Raw genomic sequence first — 18,960 nt, 5'->3', positions numbered from 1 at the left:
CTAGCGCACCGCCACGCGCGCCAGCCCCGGCTGGTTCACCATCCAGTAGTGCTGGAAGGCCAGGCGGATGTTGTCGCGCAGCTGGGTGTCGTCCCACGGCTTCGTATAAAAACGGTAGATGGCGCCCCGGTTGATCGAGTCGAGCACGGCTTCCAGGCCCGTGTAGCCGGACAGGATGATGCGGATGGTTTCCGGGTACAGCTCTTTTACTTTGCTGAGGAATTCCGTGCCGCTCATGCTGGGCATGCGCTGGTCGCAGACGATGACGTGCACCCGGTGCAGGGCCAGCATTTCAAACCCTTCGGCCGGCGTGCTGGCCGTGAGGATCTGGTAGCCCTCGGGACGGAACAGGCGGTGCAGCGACGACAGCACGTTGACGTCGTCGTCGACGATGAGCAGGGTTTGCGCCGGCTGGGCGGCCGGGTCGTGGCCGGGCGGCAGGCCGGCGCCCGCGGCGATCATCTGCCCCAGTTCCAGCGCCGGCAGGGCGCGGCTGAAATAAAAGCCCTGGATCTCGTCGCAGCGGTTGCGCCGCAGGTATTCGAGCTGCGGGCGCGACTCCACGCCCTCGGCCACCACGCTCAGTTTCAGGCTGTGCGCCATGCTGACGATGGCCAGCGCGATGGCCGCGTCGTTCGGGTTGCTGGTGATGTTGCGCACGAAGGCGATGTCGATTTTCAGCTTGTCGATGGGGAAGCGCTGCAGATACGCGAGGCTCGAGTAGCCCGTGCCGAAATCGTCGATGGCCACCTTCACGCCGATCTTCTTCAATTTTCCCAGCACGACGATGGTGCGCTCGGCGTTCGACATCAGCGCCGTTTCCGTCAGTTCCAATTCCAGCAGCTCGGGCGCCACGTTGTGCCGTGTCAGCGCGCGCGTCACTTCGCCTTCCAGGTCGCCTTCGGCAAACTGGCGGCTCGACACGTTCACGGCCACGTGCACGGGGCCCACTTCGCTGTCGCGCCATGCGGCGATCTGGTGGCAGGCGGCCTGGATCACCCAGGCGCCCACGCGCACGATCAGGCCCGTGTCTTCCAGCACGGGCACGAATTCGGCCGGCGCCACCAGGCCGTAGCCGGGGCGGCGCCAGCGCAGCAGCGCTTCCACGCCGCTGATGCGGCCCGTGCGCAAATCCACCTTCGGCTGGTAATACAGGATGAACTGCTCGTGTTCGAGCGCATGGCGCAGCGCCAGTTCCAGGTCCAGGCGCGCCAGCACCTGCACGTTCATGCCGGCCGTGAAAAAGCGGTAGCCGTCGCGGCCCGCCTGCTTGGCGCCGCCCATGGCCGTATTCGCGTATTTGATCAGCGTTTCCGGGTCGGTGGCGTCGTCCGGATACATGGCGATGCCGATGCTGGCCGTCAGGGTGGCCGCGTGGCCGCGCAAGTCGAATGGCGCGCGCAGGGCTTCGCGCACCTGGTTGGCCACGGCCACGGCTTCCTGCTGGTTGCGGCTCATGGTCAGTATCAGCGCGAATTCGTCGTTGCCCAGACGCCCCACCGTGTCGCGCAGGCGCACGCATTCGACCAGGCGGTTGCTGAACTGGCGCAGCAGTTCGTCCCCCAGCGCCGCGCCCAGGGTGTCGTTGATGCTTTTAAAACGATCCAGCGCGATGAACAGCACCACGATGCGCCAGCTTTTTTCCTGCGCCAGTTCGACGGCCTGGGCCAGGGTCTGGTAGAACAGGCTGCGGTTCGGCAGCCCCGTCAAGCCATCGTAATGGGCCAGGTGCTTCAGGCGCTCCTGCGCCTGGCGCCGCTCGCTGATGTCGCGCGCCACGGCGATCAGCAGCAGGCCGCCCGCAGCCTGCCCGCCCATCACGGGCGCCTGCGCATACCAGTGCCAGCCCAGCTCCACGGGTATCAGGCTCAGGTCGCGCCGCACCAGTTCGCATTCCGTCACTTCCGTGGCCAGGTGGGCCGGGCCGCCCGGCAGCGCGGCCAGCGGCGGGGCCGGCGGCGACGGCAGCAGGCTGCCGGGCGCCAGCGCCAGCAGTTCGGCGCGCGCATAGCCGAGCAGGCGGCACGCGCCGTCGTTGACGTCGACCAGGGTCATGCCCAGCACGTCGACGAGGAAGATGGCGTCCGTGGTGGCGTCCATGGCGCCGCGAAAGCGCTGCAGTTCGGCCGTGCGCTGGCTCACCGTGCGTTCGAGCAAGGTGTTGTAGTGGCGCGCGGCGCGGTGCAGCAGCCGCACTTCAAGCATGTTGCGGATGCGCGTGAGCACTTCGAGCGCATCGAAGGGCTTGCTGATGAAGTCGCGCGCGCCCGCTTCCAGCGCCGCCAGCTTGGCGTCCGGGTCGGCGGCGATCACCAGCACGGGCAGATAGCCTTCCAGCTCCAGCGGACGCAAGGCATCCATCACCTCATAGCCGCTCATGCCGGGCATCACCAGGTCGAGGATGATCAGGTCGAACTGGTGCCGCTGGTGCAGGCCGGCCACGGCGCGCGCGTCGAGGGTGCTGCTGATGGCCGTGTAGCCGCCGCTTTGCAGCAAATGCTCGAGCAGGCGCAAATTGACGTCCTGGTCGTCGACGATGAGAATTTTCGCCGCATAGATATCGGCCTGGCTGATCATGGCGCGCCTGTTCCCTTCTGCCGGCGCTGCTGCGCCACATAGGCCAGGGTGCTGTTGATCGCCTCGGTAAATTCATCGAGGTTGATCGGCTTGGTCAGGTAGCGGTAAAAGCCCAGCGCCATGCTGCGCTCGACGTCGCCCGGCATGGCGTTGGCCGTCAGGGCGATGACGGGAATGTGCGCCGTGCGGGGATCGGCGCGCAGCAGCTTCAGCGCTTCCGTGCCGTTCACGTGCGGCAGATTGATGTCCATCAGGATCAGCTGCGGCAGGTGCGTGCGCGCCATTTCCACGCCCAGGCGGCCATCCGTGGCCGTCAGCAGCTGCAATTGCGGGCAGTAGCGGACGATTTCCTCGACCAGGGTCAGGTTGGCGGGATTGTCTTCCACGTACAGCAAGGTCACGGGGGCGCTGTGATCGAGCAGCGCCCCGGCCAGGTCGGGCCGCGGCAAGGCCAGCAGGTCGGGTGCGGGCAAGGCGTCGACCACGCGCAGCTCGATCCAGAAGGTGCTGCCCTCGCCGGGCGCGCTGCTCACGCCGATGCTGCCATCCATCAGCTCCACCAGGCGCTTGGTGACCACCAGGCCGATGCCGCTGCCTTCTTCCGTGCCGCCCTCCTGCCCCAGCCGGTTGAAGGGCTGGAACAGCAGCGCCACCTGTTCGCCGTCCAGGCCCACGCCCGTGTCGCGCACGCTGATGCGCACCCGTCCGTCCGCCTGCGGCGCGCAATCGATGGCCACCTGTCCCTGCTCGCGGTTGTACTTGAGCGCGTTCGACAGCAGGTTCAACAGAATCTGCTTGAGGCGCGTGCGGTCGGCCAGCACGTTCAGGGGGCAAGCGTCGGGAAAGGTCATGCCGATGCCGCGCTGGCTGGCCAGCGGCGCGATCATGTCGCGGCACTCCTGCAAGATGGCGTCCAGGCCCACCGGTTCGAGCGAGAGGCTGACGGTGCCCGATTCCACCTTCGCCAGGTCGAGGATTTCATTGATCAAGGTCAGCAGGTGGCGCCCCGATTTCAGGATATGCCCGGCGAACTCCTTCTTTTGCTCCAGGGTCGACGGCAGGCGGTCGGAACTGAGGATTTGCGCGAAGCCCAGGATGGCGTTGAGCGGCGTGCGCAATTCATGGCTCATCGACGACAAAAACGCCGACTTGGCATAGTTGGCGCTGCGCGCCTCTTCCATCGCCATGGCCAGTTCGCCATTCGTCATTTCCAGCTGCATCGTGCGCTCGTGCACGCGTACTTCCAGCTCCTGATTCAGGCGCATGACTTCCTGCTGCGCCTGGGTGCGCTGCTCGCCCTCGCGCGCCAGCTCGCCGTTCGAGCGCTCCAGCGCCTGCGTGCGCAGCTCGATCTCGGCCAGCATCTTGTTGAAGGAATCGACCAGCTGCGCCACCTCGTCGACGCTGAGCTTGCGCGCGCGGCGCGAGTAGTCGCCCGTCTCGATCACTTCGCGCGCCACGTCGGCGATGTCGAGGATGGGCTGCGTGATGACGAAATCGAGGCGGCGCAGCAGCAGCAAGGCCACCAGCAGCGCCAGCACCGTCACGCCCAGCGCGATGGCCAGGTAATCGGCCGTGCGGCCTGCCAGTTCGTAATCGGCGCGCAGATACACGGTGCCCAGCAGCTCGCCATTGTCGACGATGGGCTTGAACAATTCGACGGATTTGCCCGCGATGCTGACGCCTTCCTTGCCCGCCTTCGCCGGCAGCTCGCCCAAGCGTTCATTCGCGCGGTAGCTGGCAAACAGGCTGCCGTCGGCCTTGTACAGGGCGCCGGCCGTCACGCGCGGGCGGATGCGCATCAGATTGAGGTTTTCCAGCGCCAGGCGCTCGTCGTCGAAGGCCAGCGCGGCCGAACTCATGTGCCCGAGCAGTTCGGCCTGGGTACTGATGTCGGCCACCAGATTGCGGTGGTAGGCGCGCAAGTCGTAGGCGACGATGGTGCCCAGCGAAATGACGAGCGCCACCAGGGTGGTCAGCAAGACCACCGACATCAGCTTGTGGCGGATGGAACGCAGTCGTATCATCTAGGCGCCTCCCGTCTGCACGCGGTAGGCGGCCAGCAGCATGCGCGCGCTGATGCGGATATGCGCCTGCGCCACGGGTTTCAGCGCCACGTCGAAGCGCACCTTGTCTTCGGCCATCACAAAATTGATCATGCTGCCCATCGCGTAGACCTCATCCGAATCGGACACCGTCAGCAACGCCAGGCCACGGCTGGCGGCCAGCATTTCCTGCAGCGCCATTTTATCCAGCGCGCCCAGGTACAGCACGTGCAGCCCGGCCAGCGCGTCGCCGCGGCGCACTTTTTTCACCTGCACGGCGCGGCCGTTGACGCTGTGCCCGGCCACGCTCTGTTCGAGCTGCTCGGCCAGCGCATCGGCGCCCGCCACGCCGATCACCAGCGGGGAGTCGGGCCGGGCAAAGCTGCCGTCGGGCCACTCGACATAGCCGGCAAACTTGTACAGATATCCGGCCTTCACCTGGCGTTCCAGTTCACCCGGCACCTGCGCCCGCGCATCGGCGCACAGCACGCCCAGGAGCAGCATTAGCCAGCCCCAGCGCAGGGAGCGGCGAGCAGCGCCGCGCACAGGGCGGCGCAGGGGGCCAGGATGACGCCACCAGGTCCAGTTCAGAATTGCCATGACAACCGAGTAAAGATAATGCATATGAAGGCGCGGCACCATGCCGCCTGCCTGTTCGAGCGATGCGCACCAGGGTGGCGCAGCGACAGAGCGCCTGCCGGCCCGAAGTGGTAGCAAATGTATAAAAGAGTGTACGCATTTTCGCTGTGACCGGGGAAAGTTTCTTTTACCGTCGGCCATGCTACAGTCTTGCCACCATTTTCACCGCACACAGGAGCCATCCATGAGCAAGGAACTCGTCCCCCTCTCCACCGCCGTCGGCCTGGCCTTGCAGGCGAAAGGCCTGCTGCTGGCCACGGCCGAATCGTGCACGGGCGGCGGCGTGGCGCAGGCCGTCACCGATATCTCGGGCTCGAGCGCCTGGTTCGAACGGGGCTTCGTCACCTATTCCAACGGGGCCAAGACCGGCATGCTGGGCGTGCCCGCCGAACTGATCGCCGCACACGGCGCCGTCAGCGAGGAAGTGGCGGCCGCCATGGCGCAAGGCACCCTGGCCCACAGCGAGGCCCAGGTGGCCGTCTCGACCACGGGCATCGCCGGCCCCACGGGCGGCGTGCCGGGCAAGCCCGTCGGCACCGTTTGCTTCGGCTGGGCCATGGACGGGCGCGTGCAGACGCAGCGGCTGGTGTTCGCGGGCGACCGGCAAGCCGTGCGCGAGCAGGCGGTGGCGCACGCCTTGCGGGAACTGCTGCGTTTTATTCAGTAGCGCCGGCGATGCAGGCGCGGTCGCGGCCCGCCTGCTTGGCCGCGTACAGGGCGCTGTCGGCGCGCATCAGCAATTCATGGCGGCCGGCGCCGTGGCGCGGATATTCGGCAATGCCGGCGGAAAAGGTGCAGCCCGTCAAGCTGTGCGGCGCCTGCTGGATCAGCAGCTGGCGGTAGCGCGCGGCGATATCGTCGATCTTGTGCGCGGCGATGAGGCTGTCGGCTTCGCGCAACAGCAGGCAGAATTCCTCGCCGCCATAGCGGCACACCATGTCGCTGCCGCGCAGCTGGCCTTCCACCAGGCGCGCGAACTGGATCAGCACTTCGTCGCCAAAATTATGCCCGTAGGTGTCGTTGACGCGCTTGAAGAAATCCAGGTCGATGATGGCGATGGCCACGGGTGCATCCGCGTCGGCCTCGTGCAGGATGGCATTGAGGCAGGTTTCGAAATGGCGGCGGTTGTACAAGCCCGTCAGGTGGTCGCGCATGGCCTGCTCCTTCAGGCTGTCCTGCAAAGAATTGACGTGCAGGATCTGGTGCGCCAGTTCGCGGTTCAGGTGCTCGAGCTTGACGTTTTCCGATTCGCGCGCCGCCTGCAGCTCCAGCGCCTTGTCGCGCTCGGCCTTCAGGCTGTGCATTTCCTTTTCCAGATTGCGCATCAGGCTGCGCGAGGCGCGCGCCGACTTGCTGCTAGCCTCGTACGCGGCCTGGTATTGCTGCAGGAAACCGTACGCGGTTTGCCATTCGCCCAGCTGGGCATTGATGTCGGCCAGGCCGCGCAGGATCTGTTGCTGGTGAAACGGATTGCGCGTCCAGCTCAGCAGGCTGTGCGCCTGCGTCAGGGATGCCAGCGCCTGCGCCGTCTGGCCCGCGTGCAGGTCCAGCTTGCCGCGCACCAGCCATGCATGCATCTGCTCCTCCAGGTCCTGGCCCCGGCGCGCATAGTCTTCGGCCCGCAGCAGCAATTGCAAGGCCTTCTCGGGCTGGCGCAGCAGGATGGCGGCATGGGCGGCGATGCAGAACAGGAAGGCGCGCACGGCCAGGTCTTCTTCCGGCCACTCGTAAAACGGCTCGACCAGCGCCAGCGCCTCGGCCGGCTTGCCGGTGGCTAATAAACACATGGCCAGGTTGGCCGAAACGATGGTTTGCTGGTATTTGAGCTTTTGCGTGCCGATGATGTCGAGCGCCTCGACCAGCAGGGGAATGGCGTCTTCATCGTTGCCCAGGTCATGCTGCGACGACGCCAGGTTCGACAGGCTGTTGACCCGGTGCGCGGGGCTGCCGAAACGCTCGGCGATGTCGAGCGCCAGCAGGAAATTGCGCGGGCCGTCCTGCGTATCGCCACGGTTCAGGGCATCGACGCCCAGGCGCGCGTACAGCATGAACTTGTGCAGCGAGTCGGGGATCTGCGCGGCCTGGCTGCGCGCCTGCAGGAAGTGCTGCTCGGCATCGGCAAAGTCGCCGCGCCGGCTCGCGTACGCGCCCTGCAGGGCGGCCACTTCCATGCCGCCTTCCAGGTCGCAGGTCTGCTTGAAATAGTCGCGCAGACGCTCGCACGACGGCTCCGTTTCGCCCGCATAATAGGACAGCCAGCAATGATTGAGTTCCGCATATGCGCCGCCGCGCGCATACTGTTGTCGTTGCGCCGCCGCCAGCGCCATCTGCGCCAGCCGGCGTGCCTGGCGGCGGTTGCCGATCAGACAGGACAGGGCTTGCTGATTCAGACGGTCAATGTCGGCTTTATCGAGACTGGAGATCGGCACTGCGTCCTCGTTCACACTCTGGGGTGCATTTTTCACACAAAACTTGCTTTGTATCAATGGTATCCTGATTAACATCATAACCAGATTCACGCGCGCGCATGGCATCTTTGCAAAGGATTGTGGTAAAAATGCCAGTCGTGGCCTGGCCGGGCGCCATCGCCGCTGTCACGGATCTTTGATTGTCACTGACGCAACAACTTGGAGTAGTCGCAATGCAAAACACGGTACATTTCATCCTGCAGGGCAAGGGCGGCATCGGCAAGACCCTCGTCTCGACCCTGCTGGCCCAGTGGATAGGCGGCAAGGACGATACGCCGCTGCGCTGCTACGACACCGATCAGGAAAACGCCACGTTCTCGCGCTACAAGGCGATGAACGTCAAGCATGTGCCCGTGATGACGGATGCGCGCAACATCGATCCGAAACGCTTCGACGCGCTGATGATCGACATCCTCGACACGGACGGCAACTGCGTGATCGACAATGGCGCGAACACGTTTTCGCCGCTGATGGGCTACCTGCTGGAAAACGACTGTTTTTCGCTGCTGGAAGAATCCGGCCGCAAGGTGTACATCCACACCATCGTCGGCGGCGGCGACACCCTGCACGACACGGCTACGGGTTTTGTCGCGACGGCCCAAGCGACGAAGGTGCCGCTGGTGCTGTGGCAAAACGAACACTTCGGCCTGCTGCAATCGGCGTCCGGCAAGCAATTCGTCGAATCGCAGTCGTATGCCGACAACCGCGCGCGCGTAAAAGGCAGCATCACTTTGAGCCAGCGCAACCCCGACACCTTCGGCGCGGACGTCAAGAAAATGAACACGGCGCGCCTGACGATGCAGGAAGTGCTGCAGAACGACAAGTTCAACATCATGGAAAAGCAGCGCATCAAGGTCGTCTACCGCGACATCTTCGAACAGCTCGACAAGGTGCAGTGGTAGATGGACCGGCACACACTGCGCAGCCACGTGTTCGACAAGACGGGCATCAAGGTCGACGTCGACGACCCGATATTCGCCCTCGTGGCGCTGAACGAAGCGGTGCTGGCGGACACCGTCGAGCGCCAGCTAGCCCTGCTGGACGCCGCCACGCAGGCGCTGGCCGCGCAGGCGCGCGCCACGGGCGGCTTGCCGCCCGAACCGGGCGCTGCCATACCCCGGCCCGTGCCGCAAGCGCCCGGGCCTGTCCCCCTTTTTACGCCGCGCGAATGGCGTTTGCTGGGCGCGGCGGCCATCGTCTCGCTCGCCTGCGCGCTGCTGGTGCTGGGCGGCGCGGCCCTGCTGTATCAACCGTAGCACCGACCGTAGCACCATCGCGCTGGGCCAGCCACGAGCGGGCCGCAGCGTCTTCCCCACCCTAGCCTGGAAGCATGCATGAAACCGATCAAATTGCTGGCCATTCCCGCCCTGATGCTGTCGCTGTACGGCGCCCCGCTCACGCTCGCCCACGCCGCCGGCGCCGCTGCCGCGACGGCAGCCACGGCCGTGCCCAATGTCGCCTACGAAAAATACACCTTGCCGAACGGCCTTGACGTGATCCTCGTGGAAGACCATAAATTGCCCGTCACGGCCGTCAACATCTGGTACCACGTGGGACCGGCGAATGAAGCGCCGGGCCTGACGGGCTTTGCGCATCTGTTCGAACACATGATGTTCGCCGCCACCAAACACGTGCCGCGCGGCATGGCCGACCAGCTGCTCGAAGGCGCGGGCGCCACCGATTCGAACGGCAGCACGGATTTTGACCGCACCAATTATTTCGACACGGTGCCGTCGAACCAGCTGGAACTGGCCCTGTGGGCCCATTCCGACCGCATGGGCTATCTGCTCGACGTGCTCGACCAGACGGCGCTGACGAACCAGCAGGACGTGGTGCGCAACGAACGCCGCCAGAGCGTGGAAAACGCGCCCTACGGCATCGTGCAGGAAGCCCTGTACCACCAGCTGTTCCCGAAGAGCCACCCGTATTACGCCAGCGTCATCGGTTCGCACGCGGACATCCAGAACGCGAAACTGGCCGACATCAAGGAATTCTTCACCAAATACTATGGTCCCAACAATGCCAGCCTGGTGATCGCGGGCGACATCGACAAGGCGAAGACCAAGGAACTGGTCAACAAATACTTCGGCAGCTTCAAGAGCGGCCCCGCCGTGGCCAAGCCCGACGTCGTGACGCCGCCCATCACGCAGGAGCGCCGCATCGTGGTGCAGGACCGGGTCGAGCTGCCGCGCGTCTTCATGGCCTGGCTGACGCCGTCCGCCTATGCCAAGGACGATGCGGAACTGTCGATGGCCGCGCAGATACTGGCCGGCGGCAAGTCCAGCCGTTTATATAAATCGCTCGTGTACGACAAGCAGATCGCGCAGGACGTGGGCGCCAACCAGAGCTCGAACGCCCTCACCTCCGTGTTCACCCTCGACGTGACGGCGCGCCCCGGCCACCAGCCCGAGGAAATCGAGCAAGCCATGCAGGCGGAGCTGGAGCAATTGCGCGCCCAGGGGCCCAGCGAGAAGGAAATCGAACGGGCCCGCAACAGCATTGAAACAGCCATGCTGAGCCAGGTGGAAAAAGTGGGCGGCAATGCCAACATGATGAACCAGTACAACCAGTACCTGGGCGACCCCGGCTACCTGGGCAAGGATATCGAGCGCTACCGCCAGGTGACGGCGGCCGGCGTGCAGCGCGCCGTCGACACCTACCTGAAAAACCAGGCGCGCGTGGTCGTGTATGGCGTACCGGGCAAGCCGGACCTGGGTCCGGAAGTGGCGACGCCGGCGCCGGGCAAGGTCAAGCCGGCGCCAGGCACGGCCATCAACGCGGACGCGCCATGGCGCAACGCGGTGCCGAAGGCCGGTCCCGCGCCGAAGATCGTGCTGCCGCAAGCGACATCCTTCACCCTGAGCAATGGCTTGACCGTGATCCACAACTACAATCCGGTCGTGCCGCTGATTTCCAGCCAGTTGGTCATCAAGAGCGGTTCGGGCGCCAATCCGCTGGCGCAGCCGGGCTTGTCGGGCTTCACGGCGCAATTGCTGCAGGAAGGGACCAGTACGCGCAGCGCGCCGCAGATCGCCGATGACGTGGCGCAACTCGGCGCTTTTCTGGGCACGGGTTCCGGCGCGGATGCCTCGTTCGCCCAGCTGACGTCGCTGAAAACCACCTTCCCGCAAGCGCTCGACGTGCTGGCCGACGTGGTCCAGCACCCGCAATTTCCGCAAGACGAAGTGGAGCGCCAGCGCGCCAGCCGCATCGGCGAACTGGCGCAGCAGCGCGAAAACGCGGCGGCCGTGGCGGCCCGCGTGGAAGCGGCGGCCCTGTACGGCCCGCAACATCCGTACGGCTATATCCAGCTGGGCACGGAAGCGGCCCTGAAAGCCACCAGCCGCGCCGACCTGCAGGCGTTCTGGCAGCAGCATTACGTGCCCAACAATGCGGCGCTGATCGTCTCGGGCGACATCGATGCGGCGCAATTGAAGGCACTGGCCGAAGCCAAGTTCGGCAGCTGGAAGGCGGGCGCGGTGGCGCCGTCCGTGGCGGCGGCGCCGGCCACGACGAAAGCCAGGCTGATCCTCGTCGACAAGCCGGGCGCGCCGCAGACGGCCGTGCGCCTGTCGACCATCGCCGTGGCCCGCGCCACGCCCGACTATGCGCCGCTGCAAGTAATGAACGCGGCGCTGGGCGGCTTGTTTACGAGTCGGCTAAGCAATAACCTGCGCGAAGAGAAGGGCTACACCTATGGCGTGCGCTCCCAATTCCAGTACCGCAGCCAGCCGGGACCGTTCTCCATCGCGGCCGGCGTGCGCACCGACGTGACGGGCGCGGCCGTGTCGGAAACCTTCAAGGAAATCCGCGCCATGATCGCCAAACCCTTGACGGCCAAGGAATTGTCGAATGCGCGCAATTCGCAGGTGCTGTCCCTGCCGGGCCAGTTCGAGACGAATGCCAGCATCAGCGCCAGCATGGCCAACACCTATATCTACGGCCTGGGCCTCGACTATTACGCGACCTTGCCGCAGCGCTTTGCGGGTGTGACGGACAAGCAGGTGCAGCAGGTGGCGAAAAAATACCTGCAGCCGGAAAAGCTGATCGTCATCGGCGTGGGCGACCAGGCGAAGATCGCGCCGCAGTTGAGCAAGCTGAAACTGGCGCCCGTGGAACTGCGCGATGCGGAAGGGAACGTCAAATAGCCGGGACTAGCGGCGCCTGAACAGCGCCGCTTTATCCACCAGCGCCGCGATCGCCACGCCCGCCGTGTAGGCGATCAAATCGCCCCAGCCGAAGGTGGAACCGAGCACCAGGTGCCCCAGCGGATGCGCGCGCAGCGCGACGAGCCAGGGCATCTGGACCAGCTGGCCGAATTCCACGGCAAAGCAGATCAGCAACGCAGTCAGCGCCAGCTGCCAGGTGCGCATGCGTGTGGCGAAGATACCCAGCGCAAAAACGATCATCATGGCCCACAGGGCGTCGCCCGGATACTTGCCGAGCGCGGCGGGGAGGAATTGGGGATAGGCGCGCGAGGCCAGGCCCAGCGCGATGACAGCCACGGTTGCGCCCACCTGCAGCAGGCGGCGGCGTTCAGGTTTTACCAGGAACATATTTCCATTCAAAGGCACAATACGGGCCGAACCATTGCGGCCCGTCCGATATTGTACTGCGCGGCCGTGTCCGCCTGCAGCCTATCGCATCAAGCCAGGTCGACATGCTGTGCCAGGAAGTCGAGAAAAACGCGCACGCGCAGCGGCACGTGCCCGCCCTGCCCCACGAAGACGGCATGCACGTCTTCGCTGTCGCCGGGGTTGAACGCTTCCAGCACGGCCTGCAATCGGCCCGCCGCGATATCGGCGCGCACCTGGAACGCCGCCAGGCGCGCCAGGCCCAGCCCCGCCAGCACCAGTTGCCGCAAGGCTTCGCCATCGCTGGCCTGCGCATTGCCAACGACGGGCACGACGAGGTCGCCCTCGGGCAGGCGCAGCGGCCAGCCCGAGCGGGCGCGCGCGTAATTGGCGTCGAGCAGATTGTGCGACGCCAGCTCGGCCGGCGCCCGCGGCGTGCCGCGCCGCGCCAGATAGGCGGGCGATGCCACGATCGCCATGCGCGTCTGGCCCAGCTTGCGCGCCAGCAGGCTGGAGCTTTTCAGGGGACCGGCCCGCACGGCCACGTCCGTGCGCTGCTCGAGGATATCGACCACGGTATCGGTCAGCACGATGTCGAGCGTCACCTCGGGATAGCGCTCGAGAAACAGCGGCGCCAGCGGCAGCAAAAAATGCTGGCCGAACGGCACGTTTGCATTCACCCTGATCTTGCCGCGCGGCACATCCTGCACGCCCGCGCAGCGCTCGGCCTCGTCCAGCGCCGCCAGCACCTGCATCCCCCGTTCATACAGGCCGCAGCCTTCGGCCGTCAGCTGCAGCTGGCGCGTGGAACGGTTCAGCAGGCGCGCGCCCAGGCGCTCTTCCAGCCGAGACACGAGCTTGCTGACGGCCGACGGCGTCATGCCGCAGGCGCGCGCGGCGGCGGAAAAGCCGCCCAGCTCGACCACGCGCACAAACACTTCCAGCTCGCCGGAACGGTTCACTTCCAGTCTGGCCATTGTGAATTCAACTCATAAATGTTCTTCGATGGGATAGTCTAGTACATAAATGGCTTTGCTTTCATCATGCGCACATTCCCCTTGATAAAGCGAGCCGCCATGCAACGATTTCCCACCCTCCCCGCCGCCCTGCTGAGCCTGGCCCTGAGCACATTATCTGTCCAAGCCGCCAACGCCGAACCTGCACCAGCCCCCGTCTCCACTTGGCTGGCCAGCTGGACAGCCAGCCCGCAAGCCGTGTGGAGCCCCGATTTCCTGTTCCCAAGCAACGTGCCCGCCGTGCTGCACGAACACACCGTACGCCAGGTGGCACGCCTCAGCGTGGGCGGCCCGCGCGTGCGCATCGTGCTGTCGAATGCGTATGGCAAGGTGCCGCTGCGCATCGGCGCGGCCAGCGTAGCCCTGACGGCGAACGGCTCAGCCATTGAAGTGGGCAGCCTACGCACGCTGACCTTTTCCGGCCAGCCGGCGGCCACCATGGCGCCGGGCGCGCCGCTCGTCAGCGACCCCATCGACCTGTCCGTGCCGGACCTGGCGCGCCTGACGGTGAGCGTGCACCTGCCGCAGCCCAGCGCGACTGCCACGTTTCACTGGGATGGCCGCGAGACGGCGTGGATTGCGCCGCAGGACCAGACGCGCTCCCTCCGCATCGATGACGCACCCGGCGTGCAGACCACCACGGCGCGCCTTTTACTGAGTGCCATCGAGGTGGAGGCGGCGCCGGGGGCGCAAGCCGTGGCCATCCTCGGCGATTCGATCACCGATGGCGCCAGCGCCAGCCTGGGGATCGATGCGCGCTGGCCCGATTTCCTGGCACGGCGCCTAGCGCCGCACGGCGTGGCCGTGATCAATGCGGGCATTTCCGGTGGACGGCTGTTGTCCGACGGCATGGGAGAGAACGCCCTGGCCCGCTTCGAGCGCGACGTGCTGGCGCAGCCCGGTGTGCGCACGGTCGTCGTCTTGTTGGGGATCAATGACATCAGCTGGCCCGGCACAGCGTTCGCGCCTCGGGCACAAAGACCGACACTGGAAGAATTAAGCAGCGGCTACGCGCAGCTGGTGGCCCAGGCGCGCAGCCGCGGCGTGCGCGTCATCGGCGCCACTGTGACGCCGTTCGCAGGCGCCCTGCCCGGCACGCCATTGAGCGACTACTATCAAAAGGAAAAAGATGCGCTGCGCCAGCAACTAAACGCGTGGATACGCACCAGCGGCCTGTTTGACGCCGTGCTCGACTTCGACGCATTGGCGCGCGACCCCGCCCATCCGCTGCGCCTGCTGCCCGCCTACGACTCGGGCGACCATCTGCACCCGGGCGATGCGGGCAACCGGGCGCTGGCGGAAGGGATAGACCTGCCGCTGCTGCTTAATAAAAATCAATCGCCGAGTCCAGCGTACAAGGCCGTGCTCAGGTAGCGTTCGCCGAACGACGGGATGATGGTGACGATGGTCTTGCCCGCGTTTTCCGGGCGGCGCGCCACTTGCAGGGCGGCCCACAGGGCGGCGCCCGACGAGATGCCGACCAGCAAGCCTTCATCGCTGGCGGCCAAGCGCGCCGTGGCGAAGGCGTCGTCGTTCTTGACGCAAATGATTTCGTCGTAGATGGCCGTGTTGAGGATTTGCGGCACGAAACCGGCGCCGATACCCTGGATCGGATGCGGTCCCTTGGTGCCTTTCGACAGCATCGGCGACGCTTCCGGTTCCACGGCGATCACTTGCAGGCCGGGCTTGCGCTCCTTCAACACTTCACCGATGCCCGTGATCGTGCCGCCCGTGCCTACGCCGGCGACGACGATGTCGACTTGCCCATCCGTGTCGCGCCAGATTTCCTCGGCCGTCGTGGCGCGGTGGATGGCGGGGTTGGCGGGATTATTAAATTGCTGCAACATCAGATAGCGCGGGTCGGCCGCCACCATTTCCTCGGCCTTGCGGATGGCGCCCAGCATGCCTTCGCTGCCGGGCGTGAGCACCAGCTCGGCGCCGTAGGCGCGCAGCAGGATGCGGCGTTCGCGGCTCATGGTGTCGGGCATGACGAGGGTACAGCGGTAGCCGCGCGCGGCGCAGACCATGGCCAGCGCAATGCCCGTGTTGCCGCTGGTGGGCTCGACGATGACGGTATCGGGATGGATCTTGCCTGCGGCTTCCGCGGCGACGATCATGGACAGGCCGATGCGGTCCTTGACGCTGTGGGCGGGATTGTAGAATTCGAGTTTGGCCAGGATGGTGGCCACACTGCCGGCGGCGATGCGGTTGATGCGCACCAGGGGGGTATTGCCGATCAGTTCAGTGACGTCGTTGGCGATGTTCATGGGAGTCTCCACAGCAATTACAGAAGAATCCAGTCTACCGCGTTTTGGCGGCAGCGCGAGCATGCGCCGCCGCCAAACTGAACAATTACTTCACGTCCAGCAATTCCACGTCGAAGATCAGTGCCGAGTTCGGCGGAATGTCGCCATTGCCGGCGCCGCGCGGGCCGTAGGCCAGTTCGCCTGGAATGATCAGGGTGCGCTTGCCGCCCACTTTCATGCCGGCCACGCCCTGGTCCCAGCCCTTGATGACCATGCCCTTGCCCAGCGGGAAGTCGAACGGGCCACGGCCCACGGAGCTGTCGAACTTCTTGCCGCGCGAATCTTTCGCCAGGGGACGGTACAGCCAGCCCGTGTAGTGCACGGTGACGTTGCTGCCGGCGGACGCTTCCTTGCCCGTGCCGACCTTGTTGTCGATCAGAATCAATTTATCGGCGACAGGGCCAGGGCTCAGCGAGACGGCGGAGGCGGGAACAGGCGCCGGCGCCTGTGCCTGCGCCAGCGACGCGGCGACGGAGCAGATCAGGGCAAACAAAACGGAGCTACGCGTCATGATGTATTCTTTCAGTAAGTTTCGGTGAGATCTCTGCCAATGCGAGTGGGCAGGGAACGCCAATCATAGCAAACCGCCGCAACGATAGGAAAAACTTGTCGCCCGATACCCATTGCCCCCGCCTGTTTTACGCGCTGTGGCCCGACGCGGCCACGCGCGCGGCGCTGGCCGCCTGGCAGGCGCGCCTGGAAGGCAAACCCGTGCGCGCGGACAAGTTGCACCTGACCCTGGCCTTCCTGGGCCAGCACCCCGCCAGCGACCTGCCGGCCCTACTGGCTATCCTGGCACAATTGCCGGCGCGTCCCATGCCCTTGCTGTTCGACCACGCCAGCCACTTTACCAAGCTGGCGCTGGCCTGGGCCGCCCTGGCGCAGCCGTCGCCGGCCCTGCTGGACTTGCGCGCGGCCTGCATGCGCGCGCTGGCGCAACAGGGCCTGGCGCCCCGCTTCGAGCACGACCGTTTTACGCCGCACGTGACCCTGGCGCGCCAGGCGCCGCCGCCGGCAAGCCAGGACTTCGCGCCCATCGCCTGGCAGGCGGACGAACTGGTGCTGGTGGAATCGCTGAAAAGCAGCGGCGACTACCGCATCGTGGCCAGCCGCAAACTGGCTTAAGCGGCGTGGCTTAGGCGGCGTCCGGCACCGCCACTGGCTCGGAGGCCAGTTTGTCCTGGCGCAAGCTTTTCAGCGCATGGGCGGCCGCCACCATGCCGAAGCTGGCCGTCACCACCACGCTGGAGCCGAAGCCGGCGCAATTCAAGCCCGTCACGCCGGCGGGCGTGCCGTCGATGGCGCACGCTTCCGCGCTCTCGGGCGTGCTCAACGGCTCCATGGAAAACACGGCGTCGATATTGAATTTGTTTTTCACGCCACGAGGGAAACCATATTCGGTGCGCAACAGTTTTCGTACGCGCTTGAGCAGCGGTTCCTGCTCCGTCTTCGACAAATCGCGCACGGCGATCAGGGTCGGGTCCGTCTGCCCGCCCGCGCTGCCGATGGTCAGCATGGGAATGTTGCGCGCACGGCAATACGCGATCACGGCCGCTTTCGCCTTGGCATTGTCGATGGCGTCGACCAGGTAGTCGAAATCGCGCCCGCCCAGCAACTGCTCCAGGTTATCGGGGGTAATGAAATCCTCGATCTGCGTGACCTGGCAAAACGGGTTGATCAGTTCGATGCGTTCGGCCAGGGCCGTGATCTTGGCCTTGCCGATGGTGTCGCTCATGGCCTGGATCTGGCGGTTGATGTTCGATTCGGCAACATTATCGAGGTCGATCAGGGTCAGGCGGCCGACGGCGCTGCGCGCCAGCGCTTCGACGATCCAGGAACCGACGCCGCCCACGCCGATCACACACACGTGGGCCGCGCGAAAACGTTCCAGCGCGGGGGCGCCGTACAGGCGGGCTATGCCGCCGAAACGCCGTTCAAAATCGATCTCGGTCAAGTCCATGGAAATTAGTTCATTGGTGGAGGTATGCATGGCGCCATTTTAACGGACACTGCGCTGGCGGATATTCTAAAATAGCCGAATTGACACAGCGACAAGCTCCGTTTGTCGCCGCGCCCCCACACCGTTCACCACGAGAACTCGCCATGACCGCTCCCCTGTTCGACTCCGTTCCCGGCTTTGACCAGCCCATCGCCGTGCTCAAGCATTGCCACGACAAGATCCGCAAGCAACTGACGACCCTGCAAAACCTGCTGGCCCACCTGGTGCAGCATGGCAACACGGCGGACGCGCAGCAGGCGGCCAAGGCGGTGTTGCAATATTTCAATAAAGCCGCCCATCTGCACCATGACGATGAAGAGCAGGACCTGATGCCCATGCTGCAGGCCACGGCCACGGGCGACGATGCGGCCCTGCTGGTGACCCTGGTGCCGGAAATCCTGGCCGACCACCAGCGCATGGACCAGGCCTGGCTGACCCTGCGCCCGGAACTGGACGCCATCGCGGCCGGCACGGGCGTGCAGCTGTCCGCCCATGGCGTGCGCGACTATGTGGCCGCCTACCAGGCCCACATGAGCAAGGAAGAGGGCCAGCTGGCACCGATGGCCAAGCGCCTGTTCAGCGCGCAACAGATGGAGCAGCTGGGCACGGCCATGCAGCGCCGCCGCGGCATCGCGCCCGAGGCAGCCGCTCCCGCCGTCCCCGTACACGATGCCGCCACCCTGGCCGCCATGCGCATCGACTATGTGCAAAGGCTGTTGTCCGAGGAAGACGTGCAGCGCGACCCGATCGCGCAATTTGAAAAATGGTTCGACGAAGCGCTCAAGGCCCAGGTCAGCGAACCGAACGCCATGAGCTTGTCCACCGTCAGTCCCGACGGCAAGCCCAGCTCGCGCATCGTGCTGATCAAGCAATTCGACGAGCGCGGCTTTACCTGGTACACGAATTACCACAGCGACAAAGGCCGGCATCTCGAGCACAATCCGCACGCCGCCCTGCTGTTCTTCTGGCGCGAGCTGGAGCGGCAAGTGCGCATCGAGGGCACGGTGGTGAAAACCACGGCCGCCGAGAGCGACGAGTATTTCAATGTGCGCCCCGTGCAAAGCCGCTTGTCGGCGATTGCCTCGCAGCAAAGCGCGCCCATCGCCGACCGTGCCGCGCTGGAAAGCAATTACGAGGCCGTGGTGGCCGCCGTCGGCGACGCACCACCGCCGCGCCCGGCCCACTGGGGCGGCTACCGTTTGCAGCCGGAACGCATCGAATTCTGGCAGGGGCGCCGTTCGCGCTTCCACGACCGCATCGTGTTTACGCGCGGTGCTGACGGGCAATGGAGCATGCAACGCTTGCAACCCTAAGCAGGACAGTCAAGGCGGCGCAA

Annotated in this window: 16 protein-coding genes; 7 read left to right on the top strand and 9 right to left on the bottom strand. The window is 65.5% G+C overall.

Features of this window, described 5'->3' with window-relative positions; genetic code table 11:
• From CSQ95_RS08015 to CSQ95_RS08005, 3 genes are read right to left on the bottom strand one after another with little or no spacing between them, the layout of a single operon-like run.
• Entirely contained in the window at window positions 1-2,577 is a 2,577-nt protein-coding gene (locus tag CSQ95_RS08015; protein WP_099409097.1) for an EAL domain-containing protein, read from the bottom strand.
• Window positions 2,574-4,604 (bottom strand): ATP-binding protein, encoded by a 2,031-nt coding sequence (locus CSQ95_RS08010; RefSeq protein WP_070220315.1) that lies wholly within the window; start codon window positions 4,602-4,604, stop codon window positions 2,574-2,576. Before CSQ95_RS08010 ends, CSQ95_RS08015 begins: the two co-directional genes overlap by 4 nt.
• Window positions 4,605-5,222, bottom strand: coding sequence for a YfiR family protein (locus tag CSQ95_RS08005; protein ID WP_162995783.1), 618 nt, complete (start codon window positions 5,220-5,222; stop codon window positions 4,605-4,607).
• A gap of 223 nt (window positions 5,223-5,445) precedes the next feature.
• On the opposite strand from CSQ95_RS08005, the gene CSQ95_RS08000 reads away from it, so the two are divergent.
• Window positions 5,446-5,928, top strand: a complete 483-nt coding sequence (locus tag CSQ95_RS08000) for a CinA family protein (protein WP_070220318.1) — start codon at window positions 5,446-5,448, stop codon at window positions 5,926-5,928.
• Here the strand turns inward: CSQ95_RS08000 and CSQ95_RS07995 are convergent.
• The gene (locus tag CSQ95_RS07995) at window positions 5,918-7,690 is read right to left on the bottom strand and encodes a diguanylate cyclase (RefSeq protein WP_070220735.1); all 1,773 of its coding nucleotides are present in this window, start codon (window positions 7,688-7,690) and stop codon (window positions 5,918-5,920) included. The genes CSQ95_RS08000 and CSQ95_RS07995 overlap by 11 nt on opposite strands.
• A 212-nt stretch (window positions 7,691-7,902) precedes the next feature.
• On the opposite strand from CSQ95_RS07995, the gene CSQ95_RS07990 reads away from it, so the two are divergent.
• From CSQ95_RS07990 to CSQ95_RS07980, 3 genes are all read left to right on the top strand, one after another.
• Complete coding sequence (locus CSQ95_RS07990; protein ID WP_070220320.1) at window positions 7,903-8,631, top strand: hypothetical protein; 729 nt, start codon at window positions 7,903-7,905, stop codon at window positions 8,629-8,631.
• Window positions 8,632-8,985, top strand: coding sequence for a hypothetical protein (locus tag CSQ95_RS07985; protein WP_099409096.1), 354 nt, complete (start codon window positions 8,632-8,634; stop codon window positions 8,983-8,985).
• 78 nt (window positions 8,986-9,063) lie between these two features.
• On the top strand, window positions 9,064-11,877 hold the full coding sequence (locus CSQ95_RS07980; protein ID WP_099409095.1) for a pitrilysin family protein: 2,814 nt from the start codon (window positions 9,064-9,066) through the stop codon (window positions 11,875-11,877).
• Window positions 11,878-11,883: 6 nt separating this feature from the next.
• Here the strand turns inward: CSQ95_RS07980 and CSQ95_RS07975 are convergent, their stop codons facing one another.
• Both CSQ95_RS07975 and CSQ95_RS07970 read right to left on the bottom strand, forming a co-directional pair.
• Complete coding sequence (locus CSQ95_RS07975) at window positions 11,884-12,285, bottom strand: DUF2809 domain-containing protein (protein WP_099409094.1); 402 nt, start codon at window positions 12,283-12,285, stop codon at window positions 11,884-11,886.
• 89 nt (window positions 12,286-12,374) lie between these two features.
• The gene (locus CSQ95_RS07970; RefSeq protein ID WP_099409093.1) at window positions 12,375-13,280 is read right to left on the bottom strand and encodes a LysR family transcriptional regulator; all 906 of its coding nucleotides are present in this window, start codon (window positions 13,278-13,280) and stop codon (window positions 12,375-12,377) included.
• Window positions 13,281-13,379: 99 nt separating this feature from the next.
• Between CSQ95_RS07970 and CSQ95_RS07965 the strand changes: the two genes are divergently transcribed.
• Window positions 13,380-14,693, top strand: a complete 1,314-nt coding sequence (locus CSQ95_RS07965; RefSeq protein ID WP_099409092.1) for an SGNH/GDSL hydrolase family protein — start codon at window positions 13,380-13,382, stop codon at window positions 14,691-14,693.
• Here CSQ95_RS07965 and cysK read toward each other — a convergent pair.
• Window positions 14,654-15,586, bottom strand: coding sequence for a cysteine synthase A (cysK, locus tag CSQ95_RS07960; RefSeq protein WP_099409091.1), 933 nt, complete (start codon window positions 15,584-15,586; stop codon window positions 14,654-14,656). The two genes, CSQ95_RS07965 and cysK, sit on opposite strands and share 40 nt — an antisense overlap.
• An 85-nt stretch (window positions 15,587-15,671) precedes the next feature.
• Window positions 15,672-16,136, bottom strand: a complete 465-nt coding sequence (locus CSQ95_RS07955; protein ID WP_034780576.1) for an FKBP-type peptidyl-prolyl cis-trans isomerase — start codon at window positions 16,134-16,136, stop codon at window positions 15,672-15,674.
• A gap of 95 nt (window positions 16,137-16,231) precedes the next feature.
• Here CSQ95_RS07955 and thpR point away from each other — a divergent pair, with 95 nt between their 5' ends.
• Window positions 16,232-16,750: an RNA 2',3'-cyclic phosphodiesterase gene (gene thpR / locus CSQ95_RS07950; RefSeq protein ID WP_180278991.1), complete on the top strand. Its 519-nt coding sequence runs from the start codon at window positions 16,232-16,234 to the stop codon at window positions 16,748-16,750.
• 10 nt (window positions 16,751-16,760) lie between these two features.
• On the opposite strand, the gene tcdA is transcribed toward thpR, so the two are convergent.
• The gene (gene tcdA / locus CSQ95_RS07945; RefSeq protein WP_257217984.1) at window positions 16,761-17,615 is read right to left on the bottom strand and encodes a tRNA cyclic N6-threonylcarbamoyladenosine(37) synthase TcdA; all 855 of its coding nucleotides are present in this window, start codon (window positions 17,613-17,615) and stop codon (window positions 16,761-16,763) included.
• 113 nt (window positions 17,616-17,728) lie between these two features.
• On the opposite strand from tcdA, the gene pdxH reads away from it, so the two are divergent.
• Window positions 17,729-18,937: a pyridoxamine 5'-phosphate oxidase gene (gene pdxH / locus CSQ95_RS07940; RefSeq protein WP_099409088.1), complete on the top strand. Its 1,209-nt coding sequence runs from the start codon at window positions 17,729-17,731 to the stop codon at window positions 18,935-18,937.
• Window positions 18,938-18,960 lie beyond the last annotated feature (23 nt).

It is taken from the genome of Janthinobacterium sp. BJB304, from assembly GCF_002735765.1.
Classification (GTDB): domain Bacteria; phylum Pseudomonadota; class Gammaproteobacteria; order Burkholderiales; family Burkholderiaceae_D; genus Janthinobacterium.
Note: the sequence above shows the minus strand (reverse complement) of the source record. Positions and strands in the feature narration are given on the sequence as shown.